Origin of the sequence: Hyphococcus sp., assembly GCF_965228385.1 — a bacterium.
Taxonomy (GTDB): Bacteria; Pseudomonadota; Alphaproteobacteria; order Caulobacterales; family Parvularculaceae; genus Hyphococcus.
Genome location: NZ_OZ245810.1, coordinates 359,095 through 378,524 on the forward strand (window position 1 = coordinate 359,095; position 19,430 = coordinate 378,524).

Annotated in this window: 19 protein-coding genes and 1 tRNA gene; 16 read left to right on the plus strand and 4 right to left on the minus strand. The window is 54.6% G+C overall.

Annotated features, from left to right (window positions below):
* Positions 1-86: 86 nt before the first annotated feature.
* Genes ACQK2Q_RS01645 through ACQK2Q_RS01655 form a run of 3 tightly spaced genes read left to right on the plus strand, consistent with a single transcriptional unit; the run spans position 87 to position 3,088 of the window.
* Positions 87-611: an ATP-dependent zinc protease gene (locus ACQK2Q_RS01645; protein WP_425408017.1), complete on the plus strand. Its 525-nt coding sequence runs from the start codon at positions 87-89 to the stop codon at positions 609-611.
* Positions 601-2,145 (plus strand): UUP1 family membrane protein, encoded by a 1,545-nt coding sequence (locus ACQK2Q_RS01650; protein ID WP_425408018.1) that lies wholly within the window; start codon positions 601-603, stop codon positions 2,143-2,145. Before ACQK2Q_RS01645 ends, ACQK2Q_RS01650 begins: the two co-directional genes overlap by 11 nt.
* Before the next feature lie 7 nt (positions 2,146-2,152).
* On the plus strand, positions 2,153-3,088 hold the full coding sequence (locus ACQK2Q_RS01655; protein WP_425408019.1) for an alpha-L-glutamate ligase-like protein: 936 nt from the start codon (positions 2,153-2,155) through the stop codon (positions 3,086-3,088).
* Here ACQK2Q_RS01655 and ACQK2Q_RS01660 read toward each other — a convergent pair.
* Both ACQK2Q_RS01660 and ACQK2Q_RS01665 read right to left on the minus strand, forming a co-directional pair.
* Positions 3,080-4,702: a GMC family oxidoreductase gene (locus tag ACQK2Q_RS01660; protein ID WP_425408020.1), complete on the minus strand. Its 1,623-nt coding sequence runs from the start codon at positions 4,700-4,702 to the stop codon at positions 3,080-3,082. The genes ACQK2Q_RS01655 and ACQK2Q_RS01660 overlap by 9 nt on opposite strands.
* 6 nt (positions 4,703-4,708) lie before the next feature.
* Positions 4,709-6,157: a coniferyl aldehyde dehydrogenase gene (locus ACQK2Q_RS01665; RefSeq protein WP_425408021.1), complete on the minus strand. Its 1,449-nt coding sequence runs from the start codon at positions 6,155-6,157 to the stop codon at positions 4,709-4,711.
* A gap of 217 nt (positions 6,158-6,374) precedes the next feature.
* Between ACQK2Q_RS01665 and ACQK2Q_RS01670 the strand changes: the two genes are divergently transcribed.
* From ACQK2Q_RS01670 to ACQK2Q_RS01690, 5 genes are all read left to right on the plus strand, one after another.
* Positions 6,375-7,304, plus strand: coding sequence for an XdhC family protein (locus ACQK2Q_RS01670; RefSeq protein WP_425408022.1), 930 nt, complete (start codon positions 6,375-6,377; stop codon positions 7,302-7,304).
* Positions 7,301-7,918, plus strand: a complete 618-nt coding sequence (locus ACQK2Q_RS01675) for a nucleotidyltransferase family protein (RefSeq protein ID WP_425408023.1) — start codon at positions 7,301-7,303, stop codon at positions 7,916-7,918. Before ACQK2Q_RS01670 ends, ACQK2Q_RS01675 begins: the two co-directional genes overlap by 4 nt.
* A 154-nt stretch (positions 7,919-8,072) precedes the next feature.
* A complete protein-coding gene (locus ACQK2Q_RS01680) occupies positions 8,073-9,143 on the plus strand; it encodes an alpha/beta hydrolase (RefSeq protein WP_425408024.1) in 1,071 nt (356 codons plus the stop codon).
* Between the two features lie 224 nt (positions 9,144-9,367).
* On the plus strand, positions 9,368-9,574 hold the full coding sequence (locus ACQK2Q_RS01685; RefSeq protein WP_425408025.1) for a cold-shock protein: 207 nt from the start codon (positions 9,368-9,370) through the stop codon (positions 9,572-9,574).
* Positions 9,575-9,633: 59 nt separating this feature from the next.
* A complete protein-coding gene (locus ACQK2Q_RS01690) occupies positions 9,634-9,843 on the plus strand; it encodes a hypothetical protein (protein WP_425408026.1) in 210 nt (69 codons plus the stop codon).
* A 293-nt stretch (positions 9,844-10,136) separates the two neighbouring features.
* On the opposite strand, the gene ACQK2Q_RS01695 is transcribed toward ACQK2Q_RS01690, so the two are convergent.
* A tRNA-Ala gene (locus tag ACQK2Q_RS01695) sits at positions 10,137-10,212 on the minus strand.
* A 154-nt stretch (positions 10,213-10,366) separates the two neighbouring features.
* Here ACQK2Q_RS01695 and ACQK2Q_RS01700 point away from each other — a divergent pair.
* From ACQK2Q_RS01700 to folD, 3 genes are all read left to right on the plus strand, one after another.
* Complete coding sequence (locus ACQK2Q_RS01700; protein WP_425408027.1) at positions 10,367-10,762, plus strand: hypothetical protein; 396 nt, start codon at positions 10,367-10,369, stop codon at positions 10,760-10,762.
* A 90-nt stretch (positions 10,763-10,852) separates the two neighbouring features.
* Positions 10,853-11,152 carry a YggT family protein gene (locus ACQK2Q_RS01705; RefSeq protein WP_425408028.1) on the plus strand — a complete coding sequence of 100 codons (300 nt, stop codon included), beginning with the start codon at positions 10,853-10,855 and terminating at the stop codon, positions 11,150-11,152.
* A gap of 141 nt (positions 11,153-11,293) precedes the next feature.
* A complete protein-coding gene (folD, locus tag ACQK2Q_RS01710) occupies positions 11,294-12,175 on the plus strand; it encodes a bifunctional methylenetetrahydrofolate dehydrogenase/methenyltetrahydrofolate cyclohydrolase FolD (RefSeq protein ID WP_425408029.1) in 882 nt (293 codons plus the stop codon).
* Between the two features lie 2 nt (positions 12,176-12,177).
* Here the strand turns inward: folD and ACQK2Q_RS01715 are convergent, their stop codons facing one another.
* Complete coding sequence (locus tag ACQK2Q_RS01715; protein WP_425408030.1) at positions 12,178-13,224, minus strand: aldo/keto reductase; 1,047 nt, start codon at positions 13,222-13,224, stop codon at positions 12,178-12,180.
* Positions 13,225-13,330: 106 nt separating this feature from the next.
* Here ACQK2Q_RS01715 and ACQK2Q_RS01720 point away from each other — a divergent pair, with 106 nt between their 5' ends.
* From ACQK2Q_RS01720 to purH, 5 genes are all read left to right on the plus strand, one after another.
* Complete coding sequence (locus ACQK2Q_RS01720; protein ID WP_425408031.1) at positions 13,331-13,897, plus strand: hypothetical protein; 567 nt, start codon at positions 13,331-13,333, stop codon at positions 13,895-13,897.
* 263 nt (positions 13,898-14,160) lie between these two features.
* Positions 14,161-14,823 carry a ribulose-phosphate 3-epimerase gene (gene rpe / locus ACQK2Q_RS01725; protein WP_425408032.1) on the plus strand — a complete coding sequence of 221 codons (663 nt, stop codon included), beginning with the start codon at positions 14,161-14,163 and terminating at the stop codon, positions 14,821-14,823.
* A gap of 82 nt (positions 14,824-14,905) precedes the next feature.
* On the plus strand, positions 14,906-16,492 hold the full coding sequence (locus ACQK2Q_RS01730) for a heparinase II/III family protein (protein ID WP_425408033.1): 1,587 nt from the start codon (positions 14,906-14,908) through the stop codon (positions 16,490-16,492).
* Between the two features lie 87 nt (positions 16,493-16,579).
* Entirely contained in the window at positions 16,580-17,767 is a 1,188-nt protein-coding gene (locus tag ACQK2Q_RS01735; protein ID WP_425408034.1) for a UDP-N-acetylglucosamine 4,6-dehydratase family protein, read from the plus strand.
* A 77-nt stretch (positions 17,768-17,844) separates the two neighbouring features.
* On the plus strand, positions 17,845-19,428 hold the full coding sequence (gene purH, locus ACQK2Q_RS01740) for a bifunctional phosphoribosylaminoimidazolecarboxamide formyltransferase/IMP cyclohydrolase (RefSeq protein ID WP_425408035.1): 1,584 nt from the start codon (positions 17,845-17,847) through the stop codon (positions 19,426-19,428).
* Positions 19,429-19,430: the final 2 nt, after the last annotated feature.

Below are 19,430 nucleotides of genomic sequence, written 5' to 3' on the forward strand. Positions count from 1 at the left end.
ACTTTATGCGGGATTTTGATATGCCGCCCCACGGATGAAGGCTTCATTTGCAGCCAGGGCGCGCCTTCATGAGGAGTTTCTTTATCATGCCTATTCGACCTTTTCTGGCCGGCGCCGGCCTGACAGTTATCCTCGCGGCGAACGCCATAGCGGCTGATGACGATGCGCGCGGCGAACCGGTCACCTTTGGCTATATTGAGAATGTCGCCGTGGGCAATCTTGGCCTGGAGATGAAAGGCAAGCTCGATACCGGGGCAGACACCTCGTCCGTGCATGCCTACGATGTTGAGGTCTACAAGCGCGGCAAGCGCGATAACTGGGTCAAATTCCGCCTGATCGGCAAGGATGGCCGCGCCATTCGTTACGATCAGAACGTTATTCGTTTCGCCAACATCAAAACGAAAACCGGCGGGTCGATCCGCCGTCCGGTGATTCACCTTCCTGTCTGCGTTGGCGGGCGTATAGCCACGGCAGAAGTAAATCTCGCCGACAGAGGGGATTTTGAATACGATATCCTGATCGGCCGGGAATTCCTGTCAAACAGAATTCTCGTAGATTCCAGCCGCACTTTCATGGCTGAGGAAATTTGCGAACCCTTAGATGAAGATTAATTTCCGCCATGCGACGGTGCTTGGCGCTGTTTTGATTCTGGCTGGCTTGACCGTATTTTTTATCAAAGCCGCCGTGCTGGAATATCCGCTGGCGCCGGGTGCGCGCGCTGTCCTGTGGGACTATGAGCTTTATCTGGAGTTTGACGGAAGCAACCAGCCCGCCCGCATCGAGGCATATATACCCGCGGGTGATGTTGAACGCGCCTTCCCGCGCGAAGAATTTTACAATGGCTCTTTCGGGTTGAGCCTGACAAGTGAAGCGCAGACCCGCAATCGAAAAGCCGTTTGGACCTATCGATACCCGGCGGACCGCAAGGTGCTCCGCTATGGCGCGCAAACCATTGGCGAGACCTTGTCGACGCCTTTGCCCTTGGCGTTCCGCGAATCGGAACCGCAGATCACTCCGTTCGAAGCAGATCAGGTGAAACGTCAGGCGTTTATTGTCTGGTCCGGCAATCTTCGCCAGCGCTCCGCCGATGACCGGTCTTTTGCAGATCTGGCAATCAAGTCGACGTTCGACACGCGCGCGGAGAACGAACAATACGCCGATGAGGTTGAGGCTTTACTGGGCGAAAATTCCGGCACGGTCGGGCGCCTGCTGCTGGCCCAGCAACTATTGCAATCGCAAGGCGTGCCGGCGCGGATCGCCGGCGGCGTTTATTTGACCGATGATCGCAGACGCATGGAGGCGCGGCGGTGGCTGGAGTACCATATAGACGGCGAGGATTTCAGATATTTTCCCGATGGAGCGCCGGACCGGTTTTTTACAATCTGGTACGGACCGCGCCCGCTGGTGAACGCAATTGGCGTTGACAATCTGGACGTTCAGATTGCATTGCGATCGCGAGAAACAGCGCGCGCTTCCATCGCTGAAAATGCGCCGGGACGGATCGGCGATTTTGGCAGGGCGTTTGGCTTCAGCAGCCTGCCGCTGACAAGCCAGCTTGTGTACCAGGTGCTGATTACGATTCCCGTCGGCATCGCCATTCTTGTTTTCCTGCGCCAGTTTATCGGCTTCAAGACGCTCGGCACGTTCATGCCGGTGCTGATCGGCATCGCGTTCCGGGAGACGGCGCTGCTGAATGGCGTTATACTTTTTTCCTTGCTCGTGGCGCTCGGTTTATCTCTTCGCTTTTACCTCGAACGATTGCATCTTTTGCTGGTGCCGAGGCTTGCTGTCGTGCTGATATTTATTGTGATGGTTATGGCGGGCATCACGATTTTGATGACCGGCGCCAATCAATCTATCGGGCTTTCGATTTCGCTGTTTCCCATGGTGATTTTGACGATGACCATCGAGCGTATGTCGATCGTGTGGGAAGAAAGCTCCGCCGGCGAAGCGATAAAACAGGGATTAGGCAGCTTGGCCGTAGCCGCGATCACGTATCTCGCCATGACCAATTCGCATGTTGAATATCTCATGTACCGGTTTCCGGAATTGCTTCTGGTGCTGATGGGGTTGTGCGTATTGATGGGACGATATACGGGGCTTCGACTGTCCGAATTGTGGCGGTTCAGGGCGCTGGCGAGCTGAACAGATCATGCTGAAAACAGTACAGGCACTTAAGCGAAACGGCGTGATCGGTATTAACGAACGCAATGTCCGTTTCGTAAATTCGCTCAATTCGCGAAAGTTTCTGATCAGGGTAGACGATAAGGAGCTTACCAAGCAGATCGCTGCGCAGGCTGGTATTCCAACGCCCGAACTCTATGGCGTCATCAAAAATGCCCGCGACATGAAGCGTCTGCCGGAATTTATCGATCACCCCGACGGGTTTGTGATCAAACCGGCTATGGGATCGCAGGGTAAAGGCATCATTGTCGTTGACGGACCGCTGAAAGGCGGCTGGCGGCTTTCTTCCGGCCGCCGCATTGATCTGGAAGGCATGAAATATCAGATCAATAATATGATCTCCGGCATGTATTCTCTTGGCGGTCAGCCGGACAAGGCGCTGATTGAATACCGCGTTAAATTTGACGATGTTTTCGGACAAATTTCCTATAAAGGCGTTCCCGATATTCGCGTGATTGTGCTGAAGGGCGTGCCCGTATTCGCCATGCTTAGACTACCTACGGCGGAATCTGACGGTAAAGCCAATCTGCACAAAGGCGGCGTCGGGGTTGGGCTTGATATGGCGACAGGCGTTACCCGCCGGGCGATGCAATTTGATAAACTTATTGAAATTCATCCGGACACGGCGCACCCGTTGGAAAATATTCAGACGCCGTACTGGGATGACATTTTGCTGATGGCGGCGAAATCCTATGAAGTGACTGAGCTTGGATATCTCGGCGTCGATGTTGTTCTTGACCGTGAAAAAGGGCCGCTCTTGCTGGAATTAAATGCAAGACCCGGCATATCCATTCAGATCGCCAACCGGGTGGGCTTGCGATTTGTGCTGGATAAGGCTGAGACGCTGGGCCGGGAGGCGAAAACGCCCGAAGAGCGTGTCGAGATAGCAAAACGCCTAGCCTGAAACGGCCTTGATCATATCCGCCGCCTTTTCCGCAATCATGATTGTCGGCGCGTTAGTATTGCCCGAAATTAGAAACGGCATGATCGAAGCATCGATGACCCGCAGCCCTTCAACGCCTTTTACTTTCAGCGAAGTATCGACGACGGCGTTTTCATCTGTTCCCATGCGGCACGTGCCTACAGGATGATAAATCGTGTCGGAACGCGCACGGATATCGGCTTCCAGCGCCGCGTCATCCGCGGGTTCGTCAAGATAAAGCCGCTTGCCCCGAACCGATTTCATGGCCGGTGCGTCAAAAATCTTTTCGATAATACGCGCGCCTTTTTTCAATCGCTGCAGATCGTCGTCATCCGACAGAAAATTCGGATCGATTGCTGGCGGGGCCATCGGGTCGGGGGAGGCAAGTTGCACGGCGCCGCGCGATCTGGGCCTCAGGACGCAGACATGGCAGGAAATTCCGCCGCCAAAATGTTTTTTACGGCCATGGTCATCTACAAGTCCGGGAATAAAGTGGAGCTGGACGTCCGGTTGGGCCTCTGATGGGTCTGTTTTTACGAAACCGCCGCATTCTGCGAGATTTGTAGTGAAGGGGCCCGCGCGCTTTTTCCGATAAGCCGAAAGCGCGGGCAGGGCGCGCAAAGCCATACCAAAATGGAGACCGACAGCATCGGGCGATTTCGTTTTGTAAAGCGCCGTCCAATCGAGATGATCCTGCAAATTGCCGCCGACGTCAGGGCTGTCGACAACAATATCTATATTGTTTTCTTTCAAATGCCCTGCCGGGCCAATGCCGGAAAGCATTAAAAGCTGAGGTGATTGAAATGCTCCGGCGCAAAGAATGACTTCGTTTTGCGCTGAGACGGATTTAGGTTCGCCGTTTTGCATCACATGCACGCCTGTCGCGCGCTGTTGTTCAAATGTTATACGTTCGACAAAAGTATTTGTCAGTATCGTAACATTTTTGCGATCCGCAGCTGGATGCAAATACGCTTTCGCCGCAGAACACCGCTCGCCATCCCGTTGCGTCACCTGATAATAGCCGACCCCTTCTTGGTTTTCGCCGTTGAAATCATCATTTGCGAGAAACTGTAACTCTCCTGCTGCTTTCAGAAATACATCAGATAACGGATTTTTATATCGCAGGTCCGAGACGCTGAGCGGGCCGCCTATGCTGTGATGAGCGCCGGAACCGCGTGTGTTGTTCTCTGCTTTGAGAAAATACGGGAAGACATCATCCCAGGACCAGCCCGGCGCGCCATTCGCTGCCCAGTAATCGTAATCAGCTTTTGATCCGCGAATATAGATCATCGCGTTAATAGAGCTTGATCCGCCGAGCGTTCGTCCGCGCGGTTGGTGCCCTTGCCGATTGTTCAGGTGTTTTTGCGGAGTTGTTTCAAACCGCCAGTTCAACGGGCTTTTGTCGCCGAAAAATGCAAAACCGATTGGCGCACGGATAAGCGGGTTGGTGTCGGGACCACCCGCCTCAAGAATGCAGACACTTTTGTTTCTGTCTTCACTAAGTCGCGCCGCTAGCGTGCATCCGGCGGAACCGGCGCCGACGATTACATAATCAAACTCTCCGAGTGATGGGCGAGCGACGTTTTCGTTTGCCATGACCGTCTAAATAAATTTGCGCAGGAATGAGAGAACTTTACCGGTTTTTTCAGTATACGGCGGGTATAAAATGGAACCGCTTGTAAACCGGCTTTGGTAAAAAACTGGCTTCAAATGCGAAAATGTTTCAAAGCCGCGTTCGCCATGATAGGCCCCTATGCCGCTCTTTCCGACGCCGCCAAAGGGAAGGTTTTCCTGCGCGACATGCCAAAGCGTATCATTGACTGTAACGCCGCCGGAAACGGTCTTTTGCAACACCCGGTCGCGCGTCTGTTTGTTATCGCCGTACCAATAAAGCGCGAGCGGGCGGTCTCCGGCGTTTACATGTGCGATGGCGCTGTCTGCGGAAGCCGTTGAAAGGATCGGCAAAATCGGGCCGAATATCTCTTCCTTCATAACCTCCGCATCGCTTGGCGGATTAATCACGATCGTCAATGGAATTTTTCGCTGAGGATGCAATGCGTTTGATGAGCCAATTTCGATGATTCTCGCGCCGCGCTTTCGCGCATCATCCGCCAGCGATTTGAGCCGTGAAAAATGCCTGTCTGATATAATTGAAGTATAATCATCACTTGTATCGATCGCCGGAAACATTGAGCGCGCAGCGTCTGCGATTGCATCGGCCGTCTGGTCGAGCAATTGTTCCGGCGCCAAGACGTAATCGGGCGCTACACAGGTTTGTCCGGCATTCATCATCTTGCCATATGCGATCGATTTCGCCGCGGCGCCGATATCTGCGCTTTCATCAATGATTGCTGGCGATTTTCCGCCAAGTTCAAGCGTTACAGGGGTCAGATTATTCGCTGCCGCCTGCGCCACGCGTGCGCCGATCGATGTCGATCCTGTAAAGAGAAGATGATCGAAAGGCGTTTCCGTAAATGCTTGACCGACTTCGACGCCGCCGGTGACGACTGCGCACACGCCTTCGTCAAACTCAGATGCAATCGCTTGTTTCAGCGCCTCGCTTAATCTGGGCGTCAATTCGCTGGGTTTAATCAGGACGCTATTGCCCGCCGCCAATGCAGCGACGGTCGGCGCGAGCGCCAGTTGCAGCGGGTAATTCCAGGGAGAGATGACGCCGACGACACCTAATGGCTGTGGTTCGATGCGGCTCTTTGCCGGAAGCATATGGAGCGGCGTTGGTACGCCGCGCGGGCGCATCCAGTTTTGCAAATGTTTTTTAGCGAGCTTCGCCCCGGAAACCGTGACGACGATTTCGGCGATCACTGTTTCATAAAAAGAGCGATTGCCGAAATCGGCGTTGATCGCCTCAACAAATTTGGTTTCATTGTCTTCCGTCAGCCGAATCAGCCGGTTTAACCGGTCGATGCGCTCATCAAAGGAAGGATAGGGGCTGGCGGCGCAGGTTTCTTTTTGCAGCGCAAAGAGGCGCGCCAGATCTCTCGCGCCATCGGTATTTTCTATGTTTGGCGTATGCGCTGTGTCTGCGGGCATGGCCATTTCCTGTCTTTTTGCGGCGCGGGGGATTCTAGAACATGTGAACGCCAAGTCTACACTCTCTGGCGCCGCCTGCAGTCTGGCAAAGAGTAGCAGGGCGAATAAGGCAATACGTGCGATCTAACGCGTCGGGGCAACTTCCTGTCCTGGCGCGCGTTGACATTTTATCAGCGGCTGGCGACTTTTGAGAAGATCACGGCGTTGAGTATCTGTAATGAAATCAATTTATACTGAAAACGTCCTGCCTCATCTGCAAGAATGGCGGCAGGCTGGGGATGCAACAGCGCTGGTAACGCTGGCGCGCATTGAAGGCTCGTCTCCGCGTCCGCTTGGCAGCCAGATGGCCGTGAATGATCGCGGAGAGGCTGCGGGACTTATTACGGGCGGTTGCGCCGAAGCGGCGATCATTGCCGAGGCCCAAAAAGCCATAGCATCCGGCTCTAACCGCTGCGTTCGTTTTGGGGTCGGTTCGCCATATATGGACATCCGGCTGCCTTGCGGCTCAGGGATCGACGTTTTTTTTGACGTGACGATCAAAAACGAAACGATCAGCGAAATTTTAAAAGCGCAAGATGAACGGCGCGCCTGCGCGATCGCAATCGATCTCACTGAAAACCACGCTGCCTTGTGTCCGCCGCAAAATGAACACCCTGAAGATCGTTGCGTGAAAATCTATACGCCTCAGACGCGGCTTCTCATTGTCGGAAAGGGCGCCATCGTGCCTTTCGCCGCACAACTGGCCGCGCTTGCGGACATGGAGACACATATCTACTCGCCAGAAGAAGAAACGCTAGAGGCTTGTCTTCCCTATGGCGCTATCACGACCAGACTTTCGTCAGACCGTGAAGTATTCGGCCTTGACCTCGATGAGTGGACTGGCGTTGTCACTTTATTTCACGAGCATGAATGGGAGCTTTGTTTTCTTCAGCAGGCGGTATTATCGAAATGCTTTTATATCGGCGCGCTGGGCAGCCGGCGCACGCATGCTGACCGTCTCGTAATGTTGAAAGATCTGGGGCTACGTGAAGACCAACTTAAATTTATACGTGGTCCCGTCGGTCTCGATATCGGTGCAAAATCCCCCCCGGAAATTGCGTTCTCCATCATTGCCGAAATCATTGAAGCGCGGCGGGAAAAGTTGTGATCAGCGTTTCGAATTGCGCTGCTATTCTGGTCGCCGCCGGTCAGTCTTCCCGGTTTGGACAGGAGGACAAACTCCTGACAGAAATTGCAGGCGCGCCATTGCTCTTCTGGAGTTTGAAATCATTGCTGCATGCCGGATTGCCGCAAATCATTGTTGTTGCAGGCGAAAATCACGGCGCTGTACGCCCGCTCGTTGACGCCGGGCGCGCAAAAATAATCGTCAATCCTGATCCGGAAGCCGGCCTTGGGTCATCCATCGCAACCGGCGCCGGCGCCGTGAACGCCAGATCGGCGGCAGTCTTTATATGCCTTGGCGACATGCCGGCGCTTCCAGGCGGGATATTTTCGCAGCTTGCCAAAAGGTTGAACGAAGATCCGCAGATCGACGCTATTCGTCCCACGCATAATGGACGGCGCGGGCACCCTGTGCTTTTTCATACGCGAAATCTAGCGGCGCTGAAAGATCTTCATGGCGATAAAGGCGCGAGCAAGCTTTTCCATAGACATGGCTTCCATCTTGAGACGATGGCAACTGCGGGTGACGGCGTCCTTCAGGATGTAGATACGCCGGCGGATTTAAACCGTATCGCCCGGCGATTAAGCGAGCGGCATTAGGCGGGATTTTTTTGTCATTGAACATTTTAAAATTGATCATGCGTGCCTGAATTACGGTGAATATTCTCAATGAATTGCGATGTACTTCTTAAAACAACGACAATCTGATTGATGTATTGGGATTCCCGTTTGCCATATCAAGGGGGGATCGACAGTGCCCAAAACTGGACATTTTATACTCACATCATGGTTAAGCTGGGGGTTGATATGCGCGCTGTTCGTAGCATTACCATTTCATTCCAATGCATCGCAGTCAGGAATTGAAAATTGCGAAGACGTGACGCTTGCAGCCACTACAGGCGTTCCCATCCTGCAATCTTACTCTTTATACGGAAAGCTTTGTCATCCTGACGATGGTCCTTCTGATACAGTGCAAATCCTTGTACACGGTTATACATACGATCACCGCTACTGGTCGCTGCCGGATTTTGGCGAAGCGTATGATTACGTAAAATCAGCAAACGAGGCCGGCTTTTCCACGCTGGCCATAGATCGTATCGGTTCCGCCGGTGAAAGCTCGCGCCCGTTATCGGCTTTGGTCACGCTTCAAACTGGCGCGAACGCACTGCATGATGTTGTGTCAGCCGCGCGGAGCGGAGCGCTGCCGGGCGGGCCATATGAAAATGTAGTGACTGTCGGGCATTCTCTCGGCGCTGCGATCGCCTGGATTGAAGCTTCTGTTTACGATGATGTTGACGGAATTATTTCGACCGGCTTTGGGCATCCGGCCGGCGCGGTGCAGGATATTCTGATCAATACGGCGCCGGCCGTGCTCGATTCCCGGCTTCGGCCCTTGGTCGGCCTGGATATCGGCTATCTGACTACGGCGCCCGGAAGCCGCGATAGCGTGTTTTATAACGCAGAGACGCGCGAGGAGGGGATTATTGATTATGACGAAACAACAAAGGGTCTCGGAACGGCAAGCGAAATAGCGACGCTTTCCACTGCGGAGCTTGCGACGTTAAATATTTCCGTTCCGGTCCTCTTTGTTATTGGTCAGTATGATAATCTTTTCTGCCTTGGTGAAAGCATCGGCGGCTTTGTAAATTGTCAAAATGCGCAGACCGTATTCGCGTCGGAGAAGGCGTATTTTCCGTTAGTCGCTGATTTTGAAACATACGTGCTTTATGGCGCCGGGCATAACATTAATTTGCATCAAGGCGCTGAAAACTGGTTCGGAAAAGCCGCCGACTGGATGGCCCAACGCTTTGGGGCGGCGCACTAACGCCAGTGAAAATCCGCTTTGCGCGCGCAATCGCTGGCTTTTGACGCGGGCCCCAATAAAATCTTGATTTTGAGGCCAATAAAACCCATATATTCCACCGCGCCATGATTGAAGACCGTTTATTAGGCCTGTGACCCAAGCTTCTTATCCTCCTTCCAAACATCGGCAGCATTTTTCCAGTCTGGAAACGCCCAGACGCTAACGCCTGTATGAAAGGACTAAGAATGCCTACAGGAACCGTTAAATGGTACAATTCGCAAAAAGGTTACGGTTTTATAGCGCCTGATGAGGGCGGCAAGGACGTGTTCGTGCATGCGACCGCATTGGAAGCGGTTGGTATTCGCGAATTGGCGGACGGCCAAAAAGTTAGTTTTGAGTTGCAAGAGGACCGCGGCAAAACATCCGCAGGGCAACTAAAACTCGAAGACTGAACAAATTCATTACGCGCAGAGCGTCATTGGCGCTCTGCCGTTCACCATGCAGAGGCTTGATGAGCGCGGCGAATAACAATCTGTCTCCAAAAGGACGCCAAGCGGCGCGGGAACGCGCTGAGGCCGCCGCATTGGAAGAAGTTGCGGTTGAGGCTGATAAACAGCGCGAAAAAACCACCCGGCTACGCAATATGCGCCTTGCGAACAAAAAAGCCTCGGCGGCGCGCTTCCAGGCTTGGCAATCCCGGCAAAACCAGGATCCGGATTAATCATCGTACGCTTGCCTTTATTGAGGTAAACAGGAATCCAATAGCGAAATAAAACACAGCCACGTGTTTTTTCGTATCAAATCGCTTCCGGCATATATCCCGACATTGATTAGATAATTGCATATTGATCAGTTTGGCGGAATCCGATTTTGAAAGCTCGGAGCGTCATCAACCCTAGCAGGCAGCGTCTAAGATTGATGTCTTCAACCGTATTTGCGCCCCAGCTTTTAGGTATGAATTGAACAAACACCTATGACGAGGCCGCAGTTATTTTTCGACAAACGGTTCCGGGCTGGTGGAGCCGAGGGGAATCGAACCCCTGACCTCGTCATTGCGAACGACGCGCTCTCCCAACTGAGCTACGGCCCCAGTTACAACTGACGCATGGCGAATTTTTTTGGGAGAAGCGTCATAAGGCTTAGCAGCGCAGCCTGTCAATCTGCCCTGCCTGGCGGTTGTACCGGGACGTGCGTGGGGTAAATACTATGCGCCTTAAATCGCCTGGCTGAAAAGGATTGCGCCTATGTGGATGCTGCTGCTTGCCGCGCTGTTGTCATCGTCCAAGTCAGAAATTCCGCCGGATATCTGGGCATGTAAAAACGAGGTTGAGATCTGGTGTTCGACTGAAGGATGTTCAGCAAAGCCGACAGACGAAATGACTCCGATGTCGGTCACCGCCGCCCGAAACGGTGCTTTTTCCGTATGCGCCTATACGGGCTGCTGGGAAGGTGAGGCGGAAGTAAAGGAGGCGTCCGGAAGGCTATTATGGGTGGCGAATGACGTCCCGTTTTCCACCCGGCCGGATGGATTTCGCGCCGATGTTTCACTGCTGATTATTGAAAATGATATTGCCGGGTTTATTCGCGTCGGCTCAATAGCGACACCGCTATTATGCGTACGCCGTCCGGTTGATCAATAAGCGCCAGGCGCGGCATTCGGGCAAATGCTTGCATGGGACTGCGACTGGCCTTAAGTGCGAATATATCCGCCTGAAGGAGTGCTTCGCCTCATGATACCTATGCCGGTGTTTTCGCTGATCGACGCTATATTACAGCTCTATACGCTGATTGTGTTCGTCATGGTGATTATGTCATGGCTAATCGGGTTTAACGTAATTAATCGTCACAATCAGGTTGTGGATATGATCTGGCGCACGCTGATTGCGCTTACCGAGCCTGTGTTAGGACCGATTAGACGGACGCTGCCCTCACTTGGCGGTCTGGATATTTCGCCGCTGGTCTTGTTACTGGCTATATTTTTTCTAAGAGAAATGAATTGGTGGATCGCCGCACGCATCGGCATCCAGTAAATCTGGTCAGTACGGCGTCAGGACCGTTTTTTCGCCATTGCATCGAGTATCATCTCCCTTAAAAACCGTTGTTATTGCGGGAGCGCCAGTAAAGATGGAACTGCGCATTCCCGAATCGGATGAAACTCTTCCAGGCAAGGCGTGACCATGGCGATCATTGATGGAAAATCATTTGCGTTAGACCTGCGGGAGAAACTCGCCGGCGCCGTGTCGGCTGTAAAATCCCGGCATAACGTGCAGCCCGCGCTTGCCGTTGTTCTGGTCGGCGAAGATCCGGCAAGCCAAGTCTATGTACGAAACAAAGGCGTCGCCACAGAAAAGGCGGGTATGCGCTCGATTGAACATAAACTGCCCGCCGATACCGGCGAAGGTGCGGTCGTAGCGCTGGTGCGCGAGTTGAACGCAGATGAAAACGTCGACGGTATTTTGGTGCAGCTGCCGCTGCCGGATCATATTTCATCAGAGCGCGTGATAAATGAAATCCATCCGGACAAGGATGTGGATGGGCTCACCGAAACAAACGCCGGACGACTTTTGCTGGGCAAGGAGGGGCTTGTACCGTGTACGCCTCAAGGGTCTGTCATGCTGGTGAAATCCATTCGAGACTCGCTTTCCGGTCTTCACGCCGTGGTTGTCGGCCGCTCAATTCTGGTTGGTAAACCGCTTGCGATGCTGTTGCTGGCGGAAAACTGCACGGTAACAATCGCACATTCGCGCACGAAAGATCTGGCCGGCGTATGCCGTGAGGCGGATATTCTGTGCGCAGCTGTCGGGCGTGCGCGCATGATCAAAGGCGATTGGATAAAAAGCGGCGCGACTGTAATTGATGTGGGGATTAATCGCATTGAGGAAGACGGTAAAATGCGCCTCGTCGGGGATGTGGATTTTGACGAAGCGGCGCATCGCGCCGGCGCCATCACGCCGGTGCCGGGCGGCGTCGGCCCCATGACGATCGCGTGTCTCTTGCGCAATACGGTCATCGCCGCCGCACGCCGACGCCGGCTTGGCCCGGTGGATATTTAATTCTAAGGGCAGGGATTTTGTATGCGTCCGTGCAGCTCATTCACAGCGCTTTCCATTTCCTGCGTCCAGTTGATAGCCAGCGACTCAAATATTGTTTCGAGTTGCTCTGTTGTACGGGCCCCGAAAATGTTTGATGTGACGAACGGGCGCGTCGTGACGAATTGCATGGCGAAGGCGGCGGGCGAGACGCCAAAATCATTCGCCAGCGCCACATAGCCGCGTGTCGCTTCTTCAGCGGCGGGAGTCTCATACCGGTTCAGACGATCATACAGCGCTTTACGCGATCCTGCGGGCGCCGCGCCGTCAAGGTATTTCCCCGTGAGGACGCCTTGCGCAATCGGTGAATAGGCCAGGAGGCCGACTTTTTCTTCGAGAGCGATTTCAGCAAGGCCCGTTTCGAAGACGCGGTTCAGGAGATTGTATGCATTTTGAATGGAAACCACGCGCGGCGCTTTTTGTGATTCGCTGACGCGCAGAAAACGCATAACGCCATAGGGCGTTTCATTCGATAACCCAACATGCCGGATTTTACCTTCGGCGACGAGTTCTCCGAGCGTATCCAGGGTTTTTTCAATGGGCTCTCCGGTATCTTCATAATGAGTATAGCCGGTGCGTATCGCGCCGAATTTCTGAACGTCGCGATCAGGCCAATGGATTTGATATAAATCGATGTAATCGGTCTGCAGATTTTTGAGGCTGCGTTCGACGGCGAAGCGAATCTGATCGTGCGTGAGGCGAGTCTCAGCCGGCCCATCCCTCATATAGGCGGCCGGCGAACGGCCGCTTACTTTCGTGGCAAGGATGATTTTATCGCGATTGTTGCGTGCTTTCAGCCATCGGCCGATGATACGTTCAGATTCTCCTTGCGTTTCTGGTTTGGGCGGCACGGTATACATCTCCGCCGTGTCGAAAAAATTGATCCCGCGCTCAACACAAGCGTCCATTTGAGCGACCGCTGCGCTCTCCGCGATCTGGTCCCCATACATCATCGTTCCAAGGCACAGCGCCGGAACATCAAGATCGGTGTGGCCCAAGCGCCTTTTTTCCATTTTTCAGTCCATCATGCATTTCAGCGGAAAACTACGCTGCAACCGGAACACGTTGAATAAGCCCGGTCGAATACCCATCTCATAACAATATGTCTTGGAGAATGGGATGAAATCTTTACGAAAGACCAGAAACGCCTTCCTTGCGGCTGCCTCGGCGCTTGCCGCCACCGCTGCCTTGCATCCGGCGACGGCTGCTGATTTTGACGCAGTAGCGCATCCTGCGACCATAGAAATTCAGGCGGTTGATACAGGCGCTGCTGTTGCGGCTGATCACGGCGAAGAAAAGGCCGCGATCGGCGCGAAAAAATGGGCGCTCCTGGCGACTGCCGCCGGCGCGCTGGCGGCTCTGGTCAAACTGATCGGGGCGAATCGGGTTGCTAAAACTGTGACGGCGGGCGCAGCAAGCGCGGCGCGCGTGACGGCGAGGACGGCGTCCGGCGCTGCCCGGGTGATGGGGCGAACATTATCGTCCCCCTTGCGGTTTTTGATGGTGCTGTTCGGCTTGGCGCTGTTTGCGCTGACCGGTGTTGGCCTTTACGATATTGAATGGATTGGCGGATTACTGAGCGGTGCGGCCCTGGCGGGCGCCGGGCTTTTAGGTTTTATGAAGACGCGCCAGTTTTTTCAGCCGAAAGCAGTGAAAATTGTACGAAAAGCAGAAACCGAAAATTAACTAGTAAAAGCAGCATCTTGTGCAGTTTTTTGAAAGTATCGTCTCATTGTTGCCGTATTCGGTGGGCATAGTTTGGTTTCGTACACGACGCCCCATGCGAAAGCGTCTCCTGCTTTAGCCCCTCCGACGCGCTCTTCGCACGCACCCCCGTAAAACCCCGCCGGAAGGCGGGGTTTTTCGTTTGCACAAATTTTAGAACCTGGGGAACGATTTCGGAGCGCTTGTCATTGCGTAATTCCCGCGCATCACGATACCTGAAGACTATGAGCCGTATTTTTATCGCCCCCTCCATTTTGTCAGCCGATTTTGCCCGCCTGGGCGAAGAGGTGGCCGCTGTCGCGAAGGCCGGCGCCGATTATATCCATGTGGACGTAATGGACGGGCATTTTGTCCCCAATCTCACCATAGGGCCGATGGTGGTGAAGGCGATCCGGCCTTCAACCGATTTGCCGTTCGATGTTCATCTGATGATTTCGCCGGTCGATCCTTATATCGACGCCTTTGCAGAAGCGGGGGCGAATATCTTGACCGTACATCCCGAAGCCGGCGCGCATTTACACCGCACGATTCAGCGAATAAAGGCGGCTGGCGTCAAGGCGGGCGTATCTCTGAATCCCGCCTCTCCAGTAAGCCTTGTGGAGCCGGTTATTGAAGACATTGACCTCGTGCTCATCATGTCGGTGAACCCCGGTTTTGGCGGACAAAAATTTATTTCTTCGCAGCTCAAAAAAATAGAAACCGTACGCGCCTTGATCGATCAATCGGGCCGGGACATCAGGCTGGAGGTGGACGGCGGCGTGAATTCTGAAACCGCGCCGCAAGCAATTGCCGCCGGCGCCGATATGCTGGTCGCGGGTTCGGCGGTGTTTCACGGCGGGGCGCAGGCCTACGCGGATAACATCGCCGCATTGCGCAAGGGCGCGTAAGGGAGGCGACAGCATGACAGGGCGGGCCAAACCTTTGTCCCACTTTGCTTCGCGCAGGAAGCCTAAAGATGTAATTGCGCGTATGCGTAAAGCGTGGGGAGAAAGCCCTTTTTATCAGGCCCAGTTAAAAGGACCGGCGCCGGATCGATTGCTGTTCCAGCCTGTTGATCCGTATGCGCCGGATCAGCAATTGGCGCGCGCGCTATTACGTGGCAAGATTGCGCTTGGCGAAGAAACGATTGATTCAGAAGGAGAGCTGGATCGATTATGGGATTTGCCGAAAACAGGCGGCGCGCTGTTTTGCTATTTGCATGAATTTCGATGGCTGCGGCATCTCTCAGCCGCAGGCGAAGAGGGCCGACATTCCGCGCGGACTCTTATGGCTGCATGGCTCGACCGGAATGAACGCTGGTCGTCTGAAACGTGGGAGCCGTATCTGGCGTCTGAACGCCTTATGCTGCTTTGCGCCTATCATCCATTGCTGCTATCGGGTTCGGATGCGCTGTGGCGCAGCCGTGTACTCGCCTGCATGGCGCGTCAAACACGTCATCTCGCAAGAACAACCCACCGCGCTGAATCCGGATTTGACCGGTTGATGACAGCGCTTGGTCTGGGCGTTGCCGGATACAGCCTTCCGGGCTGCGAAGGTCCTGCGGAAAGAGGACTGGAGATGGCGCGGCGCGAACTGCGTATTCAATTGCGCCCGGACGGCGGCCATGTGAGCCGAAACCCCTCGCGGCAACTCAAACTTGCACTGCGCTTGCAATCCCTGACGAAGGCAATTGAAGCGCGCGGCTACCAGGCGCCGGGTTTCTTGCGTCACATCGTTCAGCGGGCGAGCGCCATGGCGGCGTTTTTTCGTTGCGCGGATGGCGGGCTCGCTGTTTTCAATGGCGGTTATGAAGACGACGCCAAAGCGATCATTGAAGTGCAAACCGGCTCGGGCGCGGATTTTGAGCCAGCCGACTTCGTTCGTCATTCAGGCTATCACAAGCTCACCGCCGCCCGGTCTCTTTTGCTGGCGGACACCGCGAATGATGCGAACGGCGCCAGCGCTTTTCAAAGCGGCGGTTCGTTGCATTTTTCCTCTGGTCGCTCGCGCATCATTGTGAATTGCGGCAATGGCGGTCATCTGGGCGGCAAGTGGCGAAAGGCGCTTGAGCAGCGCAGCGCGCATTCGGCGCTTTCTTTTGAAGCGGGCGCATCGGTCGCCTGGGGCGATGTGGTCCATCGACGGGCCGAAGACGCCACTGGCCAGCTCCTGGAATTTGAAAGACGCATTCTCGCAGGCGGATTTCAGGACGGGGTTTATCTGCGCAGGCTTTATCTCTCCGCCGGGGGCGCCGATTTACGCGGTGCGGAGCAGTTGAAAGAACTCGCCGCTGAGACGTTAGACGCCGCCATATGGCGTTTTCATCTCCATCCCGGGGTCAAAGCGTCGCTCGCTCGCGACAAGAAATCAGCGATTCTGCTATTGCCCAATAAAGAAGGCTGGCGGTTTAAATCAAACGGCGCAGTTTTATCGCTGGAAAAAAGCATCTATTGCGGCACGCTGGGCCCCGCGGCGGCGTCTGAACAAATTGTCATTTCCGGGCAAGCGCTGAGCCGCAAGGATTCCTCATCCATCTTGTTGAAATGGGCGTTGAAACGGCTTGACGGCGTTTCATGACGTGACTTTGGCGCACTCGCGCCGCCAAAGATCTTACGCTAAGCTTTTGCCGACGCAAAGGTTGGGACTGTCGGCATGCCGGGCATCATGAAACAGATTGGGCGGTTTTTCGCCGGCTCAAGAAATCCTGCTGCTGTCGCCACGCAGGTCGATCCCGCAGCTTTATTGCCGCGCGCGCCGCGAAAAATTGATCTTCGCGCAGCCCGCAAGCTTTTCGCCGGAAAAAGCATCATGGTCACAGGCGCCGGCGGTACAATCGGTTCTGAGCTGTGCCGTCAGATCATCCGATTCGAGCCGGCGCACCTTGCGCTTGTCGATAATGCGGAATTCGCGCTTTACCAGATCGACTTGGAGCTGAAAGAACAGGGACATCAGGACGCCATCTCCGCCGATCTGACAGATGTCTGCCGGGCCGAACATTTGCGCCGCGTTTTTGAGAAAACAGAACCGGACATCGTGGTTCACGCCGCGGCGTTCAAACATGTGCCAATCGTGGAGGAAAACCGATGCGCCGGCGCACTCACGAATGTTTCCGGCGCCAAGAATGTTTTTGATATGGCGATTGAATATGGCGCGGAATCCGTCGTGTTCATTTCGACGGACAAGGCCGTCAATCCAACAAGTTTTATGGGCGCAACGAAGCGTATCGCCGAACTTTACGCCCAAGCGCTCGATGTTGCGCAAAATGACACTCGGTTTGTCACCGTGCGGTTCGGCAATGTGCTGGGCTCAACGGGTTCAGTCGTACCGTTATTCAGGCGACAGATAGAAAATGGCGGTCCGCTGACTGTGACGCACCCGGATATTATCCGGTATTTTATGACGACGCCCGAAGCCGTGCAGCTCGTTCTTCTTGCCGCAAGCCTCGATAATGACGACGTGCCGGTGGTAACGCATGACGGGCGGGTCTTTGTGCTCGATATGGGCGACCCGGTGAAAATTCTCGATTTCGCCAAACGGATGATTGGCGCTTATGGCCTGACGCCCGGCAAGGATATTGAAATAAAATTTACCGGATTGCGGCCGGGCGAAAAGCTTTTTGAAGAGATTTTTCTCGACACCGACGCTCTACTGAAAACCGCTGCCGAGGGCGTTTTGCTGGCATCGCCGGCGATGATTGATTTACCGTTGCTAACGCCGCGGCTTTCAGACGTGATCGAAGCGGCGCGCGACGGCGAGCAGATAGAGCTTGACGAGGCGGTGCACCATCTTGTGCCGGAATTTACCGCCGAGAGCCCGGCGGCTACACACGCGCGCAATCAGCCGAATCGCTGAATTAAGTCTAAATCGCGACTTGTCCGGGCGACGGCCCGGCGGTATCCCGTCGCGCAGATGGACATAGGAATTTTAAAATGGTGGAACAATCGCGCGTTAACCGGGCGCTGATTTCTGTTTCGGACAAGTCCGGCATTGTCGATTTTGCTGCGCGCCTCGCAGCGGCGGATATAGAGTTGATCTCTACGGGTGGTACCGCGAAAGCGTTGCGAGAAGCGGGTCTTGCTGTAAGCGATGTCTCAGAGGTGACCGAGTTTCCCGAGATGATGGACGGGCGGATCAAGACGTTGCATCCGCGTATTCACGGCGGGCTTCTTGCGTTGCGCGATAATGCGGATCACCGGCAATCCATGAGTGATCACGCCATTGCCGGAATCGATTTGCTTGTCGTCAATCTGTACCCGTTTCAGGAAACCGTAGCAAAAGGCGCGGCTTTCGATGAATGTATAGAAAATATTGACATTGGCGGCCCGGCGATGATCCGCGCCGCGGCGAAAAATCATCTCTTTGTGGGCGTTGTGACGGACCCGGACGATTATGAAACCGTATTGAGCGAAATTGAACATGCGGGCGCGCTGCGGGAAGAAACAAAAAAGCGCCTGGCGGGTAAGGCTTTCGCCATGACAGCGGCATATGACAGCGCCATTTCATCCTGGTTCGCTAAACAAAACGAGGAGCCTTTTCCCAAAGATTACGCTTTGGCTGGCCGTCTTGCATCGACATTGCGTTATGGCGAAAACCCTCATCAGACGGCCGCCTTTTATAAAACAGGTTCTGCGCGGTTCGGCGTCGCCACGGCGAGGCAACTGCAGGGCAAAGAACTTTCCTACAATAATCTCAACGACACCGACGCCGCGTACGAGTTGATCGCGGAATTCGGTGAAGAAAAACCGGCGATCGCCATTATCAAACATGCAAACCCTTGCGGCGTTGCGACGGGTGAGACGCTTATAGCCGCGTATGAAGCGGCGTTGCGTTGCGACCCGGTTTCGGCGTTCGGCGGTATTGTCGCCCTGAACCAAACCCTGACCGGCGAAGTGGCCCGGAAAATCGTGGAGATTTTCACCGAAGTGGTGATTGCGCCAGCGATTGATGATGAAGCGGTGGAAATATTCTCCAGGAAAAAGAACCTGCGTCTGCTCGCCGCTGGCGGGTTGCCGGCCGCAGACGAGGGCGGGACGGTTTTCAAACCCATCGCAGGCGGCTTTTTACTGCAATCACGGGACGCCCATACGCTCCGTGATACGGATCTCAAGATCGTGACAAAGCGTCAGCCGTCGGCGCAAGAACTCGCCGACATGCGCTTTGCTTTCAAAGTGGCCAAACACGTAAAATCGAACGCTATCGTCTATGCGAAGAACGGCGCCACGGTGGGTGTTGGCGCCGGACAAATGAGCCGCCTCGATTCCAGCCGGATCGCCGCCAGAAAGGCGCAGGATGCGGCAGAGGCCTGCGGCGCATCTCAGCCACTGACACAAGATTGTGTTGTTGCGTCAGACGCGTTTTTTCCGTTTGCAGATGGGTTGCTTGCGGCGGCGGAGGCGGGCGCCACTGCGGTTATACAACCGGGCGGATCAATCCGCGACGAGGATGTTATCGCAGCTGCGGATGACGCCGGTCTCGCCATGGCGTTCACCGGCGTTCGCCATTTCAGACATTAAGG